Source organism: Bradyrhizobium sp. SZCCHNR1043 (genome assembly GCF_032489675.1).
Lineage (GTDB): Bacteria > Pseudomonadota > Alphaproteobacteria > Rhizobiales > Xanthobacteraceae > Bradyrhizobium.
This window is the reverse complement of the sequence record NZ_JAUEYN010000029.1, coordinates 1-12612: the sequence shown is the minus strand read 5'-3', so window position 1 is coordinate 12612 and position 12612 is coordinate 1. Positions and strand designations below refer to the sequence as shown.

The window sequence follows — 12612 nt, the reverse complement described above, 5'->3', positions numbered from 1 at the left end:
GACTTTCGGCGGCGAAGGCGTAGACCTCTGCCGTCGTCCACAGGAGAGCCGCGGCGCCGATGTCCGAGACTGAACCGCTCACGCTGAAATTCCGCTGTCCGAAAGAGCTCGAACGCCTCATTCCGCAGCCGGTGCCGGCGCCGATGGGCGTTCCCGACTGGGTGAAGACGATGCCGGCCACCGCGTTCAGCGCGCTCAACCAGGCCGAGGAGCAGACCGTCAAGCGCTGCCCGCCCTTCATCGACGCGATGACGACGGGCTTCCTCATTCCGCTGATCTGCGACCTCAAGGTCGAGGATGGCGGGATCAGTTGGGACAACGAGCTGCCGCCGGGCGGCGCGATCGATTTTCCGCGCTCGCCGATCAGCTTCCACGACGTCGCGCAGGTCACGGGCTCGCCGCTGTTCGAGACCGACCGCTTCCTGCTCAAGTTTCACAATCTCTGGACGATCGAGGCGCCGGAGGGCTGGGCATTGCTGTTCACACATCCCGTCAACCGCTTCGACCTGCCCTTCACCACCGTGACCGGGCTGGTCGACAGCGACCGCTTTCACGACTCGTTCGTGCACTTCCCGGCGCACTGGCATGACACGGCGTTTCGCGGCGTGATCCCGAGGGGTACGCCGGTCGCGCAATGCATTCCGGTGAAGCGGCAGACGTGGGCGATGCAGACCTCGGCCTTCACCGAAGAGGAAATCACCGAGATCCACGTGGTGCGCGATGCGCTGAAGCGCGAGACCGGCGTCTATCGCAAGCGGTTCAGGGCTTAGCTGTCGCAGCGCCGTCGATCTGCAGGAATCTGGCGGCATCGCTCGGACGGAAGAAGAAGCGGCCGTGCGAGGTGACCGCGAGCGTGTAGGCCGCGCGTGTCAGCAGATGCGGCCGGCCGCGCACCACCGTGCGCAGCGCCGCCTGAGCGCCATCGCGATCCCCCATCTCGGCGAGGCACATCGCGAGATTGGCGCGGGTCTGGGTGTCGTCGGGCCGCAGGCCTAGCGCATGGCGGTAGGTACCGGCGGCCTCGGCATAGTCGCCGTCGAGGAACTGCACCCAGGCGAGCTCGATCAGGATGTCGGGCCGTCCCGGCGCCGCCTCGCGCGCTGCCAGCAGGTGCGTGCGGGCACGGACGCGGTCATTGGCCTGGAGACGGAGGCGTCCGAGATCGAGCTGGAGGTCGACGCTGTCGGGTGACAGCGTCAGCGCCTCCTCGATCACGGCGATGGCTTCACCGAGCTGTCCCGACTTTGCAAGCCGCCCCGCCAGCTCCTGGAACGCTGGCAGAAAAGGCGGCCGCCGCGCCGCGGTCTTGCGCAGTTGCGCGATGCCATCGGCGGCACGTCTGGATTCGCACAAGGCGGCGCCGAGCAGCGTCTCGAGCTCCGGATCGCTGCCGCGGAGCGCCGCCTTCTCCAGCGGCGCAATCGCCTCGCTCGCGCGCTGCTGGCCGAGCAGCGCATGGGCCTGGACGAGCAGCGCGGCGCGATCAGTCCTGGCTGTGCGCAGGATCGAGGCGGCGATCTGCTCGGCGCGCGCGAACTGCCGCGCGCGCAGCGCGTGGATCGCTTCCTGCAGCGCCTGCGCCTGCTGATTTTTCCGCCGTTCACTCACGTCTGCAGCCAAGCTCCGAGGAAGAGGTCGAGTCTAGCTAGCTCGCCGGCCCCAGGAGTGTCCAGCAGCACGCTCACCCGAACAGCGGCGTGCCCGGCACGAAGGCGTCGAACGCAGCCCAGAACTGCGAGCGGTAGCGGTCCTGCTCCTGCAGGATCTCGTGCTTGGCCCCGGCGATGACGAGATGCGAGCCGGCGCGCAGATGATAGGCGAACTCCTCGATCGCGGCGGTCGACACCACGGTGTCGCTGGACGCCGCCAGCATCAGGATCGGCTGCCGGATCTGGGAGGGATAGGTCATGCCGCGGAAGGTCATCATCGCCGAGAAGGCGGAATCGGCCCAGGCCACCGTCGGCGAGGCGATGCCGAGCGTCGGATCCTCCTCGAGGATGGCGGCGTTGCGGGCATAGCGGACGGGATCAGAGGTCAGCGGATTGTTGACGAACGGCGCCAGCCCGCTGATCTCGTCGTTGCCGCCCGGCACGTAGCGGCCGCCCTGCCCGGCGATGCGCATGGCCCGCAGCAGCAGCCGAGCCGGCAGCGCGGTGCGGCTGTCCGGCAGGTCGATCATCGGCGCCGACAGTACGACGCGATCGAACCAGCGCTTGCCGGCATGCGCGAGCCGCAGCAGCACGGTGCCGCCCATCGAATGCGCCAGCGCGAAATAAGGCGGCGGACAATCCGGCAGCACGACCTGGGTGACGAAGGTCTCGACGTCGAGTTCGTAGTCGGAGAACGAGCGCACATAGCCCTTGCGGGAATCGCGCAGGCGCCGCGACGAATGGCCCTGGCCGCGCCAGTCGATGATCGCGACCGCGAAGCCGCGGTCGCGCAGGTCGCGCACCGTCTCGAAATACTTCTCGATCATCTCGCTGCGGCCGGTGAACACGCACACCGTGCCCTTGCGCCCGGCCGGCGGGGCCCAGCGCGCAAAGCGCAGCTCGGCGCCATCGGGAGTCTTGATGGTGCCGGCGGTGGCGTTTTCGGGGACGGGATTGGCGGGAATCGAGACGAGCGTCATGAGGCGCCCATCGAATAGGTGAAAGGCAGTGGGAATCAAGGGGTGGAACGGCAAAAAGAGCAGGTCTCGGACGCCCTTGAACGTCGAAACGTCCGACCCATATCGGGACCGTGCAGGCCGCGTCAGGCTGCACGACAGCCCGGCCCGATGGCGGGCGGGTTAGCCAACAGTCGCTCAATGGAGGACTTTGACCATGCGTACCTACGACCTCACCCCCTTCTATCGTTCCACCGTCGGTTTCGACCGTCTGTTCTCGCTGCTCGACCAGGCCACCGCTGATCCCACCCCCGGCTATCCGCCCTACAATATCGAGCGCACCGGTGAGAACGCCTACCGCATCACCGTCGCCGTCTCCGGCTTTGGCAAGGATGAGCTCTCCCTCGTCGCAAAGGAAAACACGCTGACGATCAAGGGCGAGAAGGCCGCCAACGAGAACGGCAAGAAGAGCGAGTTGCTGTATCGCGGCATCGCCGCCCGCGCCTTCGAGCGCTCGTTCCAGCTCGCCGACCACGTGGTGGTGAAGAACGCCAGCCTCGAGAACGGCCTGCTCCACGTCGACCTCGTGCGCGAGATCCCCGAGGCCAAGAAGCCGCGGTCGATCCCGATCTCGACGAACGCGCAAGCTGAGCAGCCGACGATCGAGGGTTCGGCCGAGAAGGCCGCCGCGTGACCGGCACACATACTCAGGAATGCGAACGCCCCGGGCAGCCGGGGCGTTTTTTTGTGTGGTGCTGCAGTGCAATCAAACGACCGTGACTGACGGTAACGGTCTGCGCCCTGCCCGCGAAGACCCCAGTGATCACCTCGCCAACCCGAGCCACTGGAGCCGTCAACATGAACGTCGTTCGTACCCTCACCCTCATCGCCGCCCTGTCGGCTTTTGCCGGCCCCGCTCTGGCGCAGCCGGCGCCGCCGCCGAAGGTCCACAACGTCGTGCTGGTGCACGGCGCCTGGGCCGACGGCTCGAGCTGGGCCAAGGTCATCCCCTATCTGCAGGCCGCTGGCCTCAAGGTCACCGCCGTGCAGAATCCGCTGACGTCGCTGGCGGACTCCGCGGCTGCCACCCGCCGCGCGCTGGCCGAGCAGGACGGACCGGCCGTGCTGGTCGGCCATTCCTGGGGCGGCACGGTCGTGAGCGAGGTCGGCACCGACCCGAAGGTCAGCGCGCTGGTCTATGTCGCGGCGCGTGCGCCCGACGCGGGCGAGGATTTCGTCAAGCTCGCCGGTCAATATCCGACACCGCCGGCCCGCGCCGGCATCGTCGACCATGACGGCGACACCAAGCTCGACGAGGACGCCTTCCTGAAGTATTTCGCCAATGGCGTCGATGCGACGACGGCCAAGGAGCTCTATGCGGTGCAATGGCCGACCGCGGCGACGATCTTCGGCAACCGCACCACCCAGGCGGCATGGCACGACAAGCCGTCCTTCTATGCGGTGTCAAAGCAGGACAAGACCATCGATCCGGATTTCGAGCGCTTCCTGGCCAGCCGCATGAAGGCGACCACGATCGAGCTCGACGCCGGGCACCTGTCGCTGGTCTCACATCCGAAGGAGATCGCTGATCTGATCCTGAAGGCCGCCGGTCAGCACGAGTAGTCCGATTGATGGTGCGGGACTCGTCCCAGCGGCAACAAGCAACGCTGTCATGCCCGCGAAGGCGGGCATTCAGCACGCCGCGGCAGTCACGAGCAACCGAGATGCTGGTGGTGACTGGATCGCCCGGTCACGCCGGGCGATGACAGTTGTGGTGGTGGCTGGCGGCCGGGCAGACCGCTCAATCGTCTCTAATCCAGCCCCTGCACCGGAGGCATCTTTGCCGTCGGCTGGATCTGCGGTGTCGGCTTGGCCGCGGCCGCTGGCGCTACGGAGCCGGTGGTCTGAGGCGGCGCGGCTGCCGACTGCACCGGCTTGGCATCAGACGGCTTCGCCTCGGATGACTTGGCCTCGGACGGCTTGGCCTCGCCCGTCTTCGGCTCGTCGGCCTTGGCTTCGGCCGGCGCAGGCTTGACGTCGGCGGGTTTGGCTTCGGCCGGCTTGATGTCCGCAGGCCTGGGCGGAAGGGCTTTGGGAGCCTCCGTCGGCTTCGGGTTGAGCGCCGCGGTCTGCGGCGACGGCGCTGCCGGTCGGGCTGCTGGCGTCGGCACCTTCGGCTGAACCGACACCGCGGTGGCAACGCGCGGCGCAGCCGGCATCGGCGGCACCAGGCGCGGATCGGCCCGGATCACGCTCGGCGGCGGCAGACGGTCGAGGGCGCCGCGCGGGGCCGGCTCGTAGCGCATCCGCTCGTACTCCTCGCCCCATTGGAACGCCGGCACGAAGCGGATGATGCGGCCGGAGCGGGCATCGACCACGAGCTTGCCGTCCTCGCCCTCGCGATCGAGCACCGCCACGACATAGACATTGCCGCGCTGACGCGGCACGCCGAGCGGCGAGAAGCCGTTGTCGCGCAAAATCGCATAGACCTCATGCACCGGCAGGAACGCCGGCGCATAGCCATAATCCTGCTGGTAGCCGTCCTGACGGTAGACCGGCGCCGGCGGCACATAGCGCTCGTCGCGGTAGCCGTAGTCAGGGCCCGGCCGGTAGCCGTAACGCGGCGGTGCGGGCACGACGGCCGGCGGCGGCAGATCCGGATAGGGCGCATCGAAATCGGAGACCGCCGTGTAGGGCGCACGGACGCCCGATGGCGGCAACGGCTCGGCCTGCGCGGCAAACGGCGCGATCAACGCGGCTGAGACGACTCCAACTAGCAACTTCATGGCTCAAAGCTCCTGCATGCCCCCGCACGTGAAGCTGTTCGCTTCTTCTCAAGTGCCGCGGAAGTTCTGCCGTGATTCCGGCGGTCCTGGGTCGGCGAGGGGGCGGGATCGGGGCGTCAGGTTTCAAAATCGAGCGCAGCGCGTGATCGCCCGGCCCGGTCGGGTCGTTCGGTCAGCGGCTGAAACGGAAGATTTGCCGGGGAATGGGCGCGTTGCTGCGCCCGGACCTCAGGACTCCGCGATGCTTGTGTGATAGGTTAAAGTTTGGCATCTTGCGGTTTAGGACAGAAATGCTGTCTAAAATTTCGTTGCAAAGGTGACCGAGACTTTGCAATGATGTTACGGCGCCTGAGGGCGCTGCGACATGAACAGGCCGCGGTCGTCCAGCGGGGACATTGTCCCCCGGCGGTTGGCCTGAACTCTGCAAATGCGGCTCGCTGACAAGGACGAGCGTTGGCTCCGGAGAGGGGCCGCGCAGCGCCCGGGGTGCGCCGGACGGACTGTACCGGACTGTGGTGAAGGCCCTGACCAATAATTTATGGGGACGGATATGAGCGGATCGAAGGTCGAGCACGGAAAGTTGGGCGGCGCGGTGCTGGCTGTGGATACGCGTGAAAAACCGGCCGAGATCACCCGCGAGCTGCATACGTGGCGCCCGGAAGCCGAAGGTCTGTATGACCCGAGCCAGGAGAAGGATTCCTGCGGCGTCGGCTTCATCGCCAACATCAAGGGCCAGAAGTCGCATCAGATCGTCGCCGACGCGCTGAGCATCCTCTGCAACCTCGAGCACCGTGGCGCCGTCGGCGCCGACCCGCGCTTCGGCGACGGTGCCGGCATCCTGGTGCAGATCCCGCATGCCTTCTTCTCGCGCAAGGCAAAGGAGCTCGGCTTCACCTTGCCCGCCCCCGGCGAATACGCCATCGGCGCGCTGTTCATGCCGCGCGACGAGGCGTGGCGGAACGTCATCAAGAGCATCATCGCCGACCAGATTGAGGACGAAGGACTGGTGCTGCTCGGCTGGCGCGACGTGCCGACCGACAACTCCTCGCTGGGCGTGACGGTCAAGCCGACCGAGCCGCGCAGCATGCAGGTGTTCATCGGCCGCAACGGCGCCGCCAAGACCGAGGACGAGTTCGAGCGCAAGCTCTACATCCTCAGGAAGTCGATTTCGCAGGCGATCTATCAGCGCCGCGACCGCGGCATGTCGGGCTATTACCCGTGCTCGATGTCGTGCCGGACCGTGATCTACAAGGGCATGTTCCTGGCCGACCAGCTCGGCAAGTACTACGCCGACCTGCACGAGCCGGACTTCGAGAGCGCGCTGGCGCTGGTGCACCAGCGCTTCTCGACCAACACCTTCCCGACCTGGTCGCTGGCGCATCCGTATCGGATGATCGCGCACAATGGCGAGATCAACACCCTGCGCGGCAACGTCAACTGGATGGCGGCGCGGCAGGCCTCGGTGTCATCGGAGCTGTTCGGCAAGGACATCAGCCGGCTCTGGCCGATCTCCTATGAAGGCCAGTCCGATACCGCCTGCTTCGACAACGCGCTCGAATTCCTGGTGCAGGGCGGCTACTCGCTGCCGCACGCGGTCATGATGATGATCCCCGAGGCGTGGGCCGGAAATCCCTTGATGAGCGAGGAGCGGCGTTCATTCTACGAATATCACGCCGCGCTGATGGAGCCGTGGGACGGCCCCGCCGCGATCGCCTTCACCGACGGCCGCCAGATCGGCGCCACGCTCGACCGCAACGGCCTGCGGCCGGCGCGCTATCTCGTCACCAAGGACGACCGCATCGTGATGGCGTCCGAAATGGGCGTGCTCAAGATTCCTGAGGACCAGATCGTCACCAAGTGGCGGCTGCAGCCGGGCAAGATGCTGCTGGTCGACCTCGAGCAGGGCCGCCTGATCCCGGACGATGAGATCAAGGCGCAGCTCGCCGCCAGCCATCCCTACCAGGAATGGCTCACGCGCACGCAGATCCAGGTCGAGAAGCTGCCGGATGCGCCGACCACGGGCGCGCGCACCAACCTGCCGCTCTTGGACCGGCAGCAGGCATTCGGCTACAGCCAGGAAGACATCGCGATCCTGATGACGCCGATGGCGGCGACCGGCGAGGAGGCCACGGGCTCGATGGGCAACGACACGCCGATCTCGGCGCTGTCGGACAAGCCGAAGCTGCTGTTCACCTACTTCAAGCAGAACTTCGCCCAGGTCACCAATCCGCCGATCGACCCGATCCGCGAGGAGCTGGTGATGAGCCTGGTGTCGATCATCGGCCCGCGGCCCAACCTGTTCGACCTCGAAGGCGTCGCCTCGACCAAGCGGCTCGAGGTGCATCAGCCGATCCTGACCGATGCGGACCTCGAGAAGATCCGCTCGATCTCGGAGGTGTCCGACAGCCACTTCGTCTCGCGCACGCTCGACACCACCTTCGATGCGAGCCTGGGCGCCGCCGGCTTCGAGCAGATGCTCGACGATCTCTGCGGCCGCGCCGAAGCCGCGGTGCGCGAGGGCGTCAACATCATCATCCTGTCCGACCGCATGGTCTCGGCCGACCGGATTCCGATCCCGTCGCTGCTCGCCTGCGCCGCCGTGCATCATCACCTGATCCGCACCGGCCTGCGCACGTCGGTGGGTCTCGTGGTGGAGTCGGGCGAGCCGCGCGAGGTGCATCACTTCGCCTGTCTAGCCGGCTACGGCGCCGAGGCGATCAATCCTTATCTCGCCTTCGAGACCATCATCGCGCTCAAGGACAAGCTGCCGGGCGCGCTAAGCGACTACGAGGTCGTCAAGCGCTACATCAAGTCGATCGGCAAGGGCCTGCTCAAGGTCATGTCGAAGATGGGCATCTCGACCTACCAGTCCTATTGCGGCGCGCAGATCTTCGACGCGGTCGGACTGAAGGCCGAGTTCGTGCAGAAGTTCTTCTACGGCACCCACACCCGCATCGAAGGCGTCGGCCTGCCGGAGATCGCCGAGGAGACCACGCGCCGTCATCGCGACGCGTTCGGCGACGCGCTGGTCTACAAGACCGCGCTCGACGTCGGCGGCGAATATGCCTTCCGCACCCGCGGCGAGGACCACGCCTGGACCGCGGAATCGGTCGCGACGCTGCAGCATGCGGTGCGCGGCAATTCCAGGGAGCGCTACCAGGCGTTCGCCAGGCTGCTCAACGAGCAGTCTGAGCGGCTGCTGACCCTGCGCGGCCTATTCCGCATCAAGTCGGCCGAGGACGACAAGCGCAAGCCGGTGCCGCTCGACGAAGTCGAGCCAGCCAAGGAGATCGTCAAGCGCTTCGCCACGGGCGCGATGTCGTTCGGCTCGATCTCGCGCGAGGCCCACACCACGCTCGCGATCGCCATGAACCGGATCGGCGGCAAGTCGAACACCGGCGAAGGCGGCGAAGAAGCCGACCGCTTCAAGCCGCTGCCCAACGGCGATTCCATGCGCTCGGCGATCAAGCAGGTCGCCTCGGGCCGGTTCGGCGTGACGACGGAATATCTCGTCAACTCCGACATGATGCAGATCAAGATGGCGCAGGGTGCCAAGCCGGGCGAAGGCGGCCAGTTGCCCGGCCACAAGGTCGACGCGACCATCGCCAAGGTGCGCCACTCGACGCCGGGTGTCGGCCTGATCTCGCCGCCGCCGCATCACGACATCTACTCGATCGAGGATCTCGCGCAGCTGATCTACGACCTGAAGAACGTCAACCCCGACGGCCAGGTCTCGGTCAAGCTGGTGTCCGAAGTCGGCGTCGGCACCGTCGCCGCCGGCGTCGCCAAGGCGCGCGCCGACCATGTGACGATCGCGGGCTTCGAGGGCGGCACCGGTGCATCTCCCCTCACCTCGATCAAGCATGCCGGCTCGCCGTGGGAGATCGGCCTTGCCGAAACGCACCAGACTTTGGTGCGCGAGCGGCTGCGCAGCCGCATCGTGGTCCAGGTCGACGGCGGCTTCCGCACCGGACGTGACGTCGTCATCGGCGCTCTGCTCGGCGCCGACGAATTCGGCTTCGCCACCGCCCCCTTGATCGCGGCCGGCTGCATCATGATGCGCAAGTGCCACCTCAACACCTGCCCGGTCGGCGTCGCCACCCAGGACCCGGTGCTGCGCAAGCGCTTCACCGGCCAGCCCGAGCACGTCATCAACTTCTTCTTCTTCGTCGCCGAGGAAGTCCGCGAGATCATGGCCGCGCTCGGCTACCGCTCGTTCAACGAGATGGTCGGCCAGACCCAGATGCTCGACCAGTCCAGGCTGGTGGCGCATTGGAAGGCCAAGGGCCTCGACTTCTCCAAGCTGTTCGTCAAGCAGAAGGAGGCGCCGGGCCAGAAGATCCATCACGCCGAGGCGCAGGACCATCACCTCGAGGCCGTGCTCGACCGCAAGCTGATCGAGCAGGCCAAACCCGCGCTCGACCGTGGCGCGCCGGTCAAGATCGAGGCCGAGATCAACAACACCGACCGTTCGGCGGGCGCGATGCTCTCGGGCGCGGTGGCGAAGATCTACGGCCATGCCGGCCTGCCGCAGGACACCATCCATGTCAGCCTGAAGGGCACCGCAGGCCAGGCCTTCGGCGCCTGGCTCGCCCAAGGCGTCACCTTCGAGCTCGAAGGCGAAGGCAACGACTACGTCGGCAAAGGCCTGTCGGGCGGCCGCATCATCGTCAAGCCGCCGCGCAACTCCGGCATCGTGCCGGAGGAGTCGATCATCGTCGGCAACACCGTGATGTACGGCGCGATCTCCGGCGAGTGCTTCTTCCGCGGCATCGCCGGCGAGCGCTTCGCGGTTCGCAACTCCGGCGCGGTCGCCGTGGTCGAGGGCGCGGGTGATCATTGCTGCGAATACATGACCGGCGGCATCGTCGTCGTGCTCGGCAAGACCGGGCGCAACTTCGCGGCCGGCATGTCCGGCGGTGTCGCCTACGTGCTCGACGAGGCCGGCGACTTCGACAAGCACTGCAACATGGCGATGGTCGAGCTGGAGCCGGTGCTGTCCGAGGAGATGATCGCCGAGGACACCTATCACCAGATGGGCGACCTCGAGGCGCATGGCCGGGTCGACGTGTTCAAGAACCTGCTGGCCTCCGATGTGGAGCGGCTGCACGTCCTGATCTCGCGCCATGCCAAGGCGACGGGCTCCAAGCGCGCCGCCGACATCCTGGCGAACTGGAAGGACTACGCGCCGAAGTTCCGCAAGGTCATGCCGGTGGAATATCGCCGTGCCCTGAAGGAGCTCGCGGTCAACGCCGACGCCGAGCCGAAGATCGCGATCGGGGCTTGATGTCGCTCCTCATGGTGAGGAGGCGCGTAGCGCCGTCTCGAACCATGAGGCCAACAGCGGGGCCTCGACCTTCGAGACGCGGCGCAAGCGCCGCTCCTCAGGGTGAGGAGAAGCGGGAAGCAAATTCCTCATGGTGAGGAGGTGCGAAGCACCGTCTCGAACCATGAGGCCGAGGTCGAGGCCTCACCCTTCGAGACGCGGCGAAGGCGCCGCTCCTCAGGGTGAGGGGAAGCACAGAGGAAATTCCTCACGGTGAGGAGGTGCGAAAGCAACCGTCTCGAACCATGAGGCCCGAGCAGTCAGGGACGTCGTAGGTCATGGGCAAGGTCACAGGTTTTCTCGAAATCGAGCGGCACGATCGCAAGTACGCGCCGGTTGCCGAGCGGCTGAAGCATTTCCAGGAATTCGTGGTGCCGCTCTCCGAGAAGGAGCTACGCGACCAGGCGGCGCGCTGCATGAATTGCGGCATCCCCTATTGCCACGGCACCGGCTCGGCCGCGCCGGGCACCACGGGCTGTCCGGTCAACAACCAGATCCCGGACTGGAATGACCTGATCTACAACGGCAATTGGGAAGAGGCCGCGCGCAACCTGCACTCGACCAACAACTTCCCGGAGTTCACGGGCCGGATCTGCCCGGCTCCGTGCGAGGCGTCGTGCACGCTGAACATCGACGACAATCCGGTGACCATCAAGACGATCGAATGCGCCATCGTCGACAAGGCCTTCGAGCAGGGCTGGATCAAGCCCGAGCCGGCCGCCGTGAAGACCGGCAAGAAGGTCGCGATCGTCGGCGCCGGTCCCGCTGGTCTCGCCTGTGCGCAGCAGCTCGCCCGCGCCGGTCACGACGTCCACGTCTATGAGAAGAACGCCAAGGCCGGCGGCCTGCTGCGCTACGGCATTCCCGACTTCAAGATGGAGAAGGGCATCATCGATCGCCGCATCGGACAGATGGAAGGCGAAGGCGTCACCTTCCACTATGGCGTCAATGTCGGTGGCAAGGACGGCCTCGATGCCAAGACGCTCTTGAAGGACCATGACGCCGTCGCGCTGACCGGCGGCGCAGAAGCTCCGCGCGACCTGCCGATCCCCGGCCGCGACCTCGCCGGCATCCACTACGCGATGGACTTCCTGCCGCAGCAGAACCGCCGCGTCGGCAACGAGAAGGTCGAAGGCGACGGCATCCTCGCCGCCGGCAAGCATGTCGTCGTCATCGGCGGCGGCGACACCGGCAGCGACTGCATCGGCACCTCGCTGCGCCAGGGCGCGCTTTCGGTCACCCAGCTCGAGATCATGCCGGCGCCGCCGGAGCGCGAGAACAAGGCGCTGACCTGGCCGAACTGGCCGCTGAAGATGCGGACGTCGTCGAGCCAGGCGGAAGGCGCGGTGCGCGAGTTCGCGGTGCTGACGCAGAAGTTCGAAGGCGAGAACGGCGCCGTCAAGAAGCTGCATTGCGTGCGCGTCGACGCGCAGTTCAAGCCGGTTCCCGGCACCGAGTTCGTGCTCGATGCGGAGCTCGTCCTGCTGGCGATGGGCTTCGTGCATCCGGTGCACGAGGGCCTGCTCAAGAGCCTCGGCGTCGACCTCGACCCGCGCGGCAACGTCAAGGCCAACCTGACCGACTACCAGACCTCGCTGCCGAAGGTCTTCTCCGCCGGCGACATGCGCCGCGGCCAGTCGCTGGTGGTGTGGGCGATCCGCGAGGGCCGCCTGTGTGCGCAGGCGGTCGACAAGTTCCTGATGGGCAAGACCGAGCTGCCGCGCTAGCGGCGGCCGATCAAGCGCGTTAGTTGGATGCGACCCGCTTAGTTGGACTCATCTGCCGCCGCACCGTCGGTGCGCTCCCCTCCCCCTTGCGGGCTACGGGATGCCCGAAAGCGATTCCAAGCGATTTCTGGATGTGATTCAAAGTTTTCGACCGGTTCGGTGGAGAGC

8 protein-coding genes are annotated in these 12612 nt (G+C 66.7%); 5 read left to right on the top strand and 3 right to left on the bottom strand.

The window, feature by feature from the left end; genetic code table 11:
- Positions 1–59 precede the first annotated feature (59 nt).
- Complete coding sequence (locus QX039_RS32915) at positions 60–770, top strand: hypothetical protein (RefSeq protein WP_315736475.1); 711 nt, start codon at positions 60–62, stop codon at positions 768–770.
- Here QX039_RS32915 and QX039_RS32910 read toward each other — a convergent pair.
- Both QX039_RS32910 and QX039_RS32905 read right to left on the bottom strand, forming a co-directional pair.
- Positions 760–1608 carry a tetratricopeptide repeat protein gene (locus QX039_RS32910; RefSeq protein WP_315736474.1) on the bottom strand — a complete coding sequence of 283 codons (849 nt, stop codon included), beginning with the start codon at positions 1606–1608 and terminating at the stop codon, positions 760–762. The genes QX039_RS32915 and QX039_RS32910 overlap by 11 nt on opposite strands.
- Positions 1609–1681: 73 nt before the next feature.
- Positions 1682–2629 (bottom strand): alpha/beta hydrolase, encoded by a 948-nt coding sequence (locus QX039_RS32905; protein WP_315736473.1) that lies wholly within the window; start codon positions 2627–2629, stop codon positions 1682–1684.
- 193 nt (positions 2630–2822) lie between these two features.
- Here QX039_RS32905 and QX039_RS32900 point away from each other — a divergent pair, with 193 nt between their 5' ends.
- Positions 2823–3299: an Hsp20 family protein gene (locus QX039_RS32900; RefSeq protein WP_315736472.1), complete on the top strand. Its 477-nt coding sequence runs from the start codon at positions 2823–2825 to the stop codon at positions 3297–3299.
- Positions 3300–3463: 164 nt separating this feature from the next.
- A complete protein-coding gene (locus tag QX039_RS32895) occupies positions 3464–4228 on the top strand; it encodes an alpha/beta hydrolase (RefSeq protein ID WP_315736471.1) in 765 nt (254 codons plus the stop codon).
- Positions 4229–4416: 188 nt separating this feature from the next.
- Here QX039_RS32895 and QX039_RS32890 read toward each other — a convergent pair whose 3' ends face one another.
- Positions 4417–5391, bottom strand: coding sequence for a hypothetical protein (locus tag QX039_RS32890; RefSeq protein ID WP_315736470.1), 975 nt, complete (start codon positions 5389–5391; stop codon positions 4417–4419).
- Between the two features lie 550 nt (positions 5392–5941).
- Here QX039_RS32890 and gltB point away from each other — a divergent pair.
- Entirely contained in the window at positions 5942–10678 is a 4737-nt protein-coding gene (gene gltB, locus QX039_RS32885) for a glutamate synthase large subunit (RefSeq protein ID WP_315774254.1), read from the top strand.
- Between the two features lie 317 nt (positions 10679–10995).
- Positions 10996–12444 (top strand): glutamate synthase subunit beta, encoded by a 1449-nt coding sequence (locus QX039_RS32880; protein ID WP_315774256.1) that lies wholly within the window; start codon positions 10996–10998, stop codon positions 12442–12444.
- Positions 12445–12612: the final 168 nt, after the last annotated feature.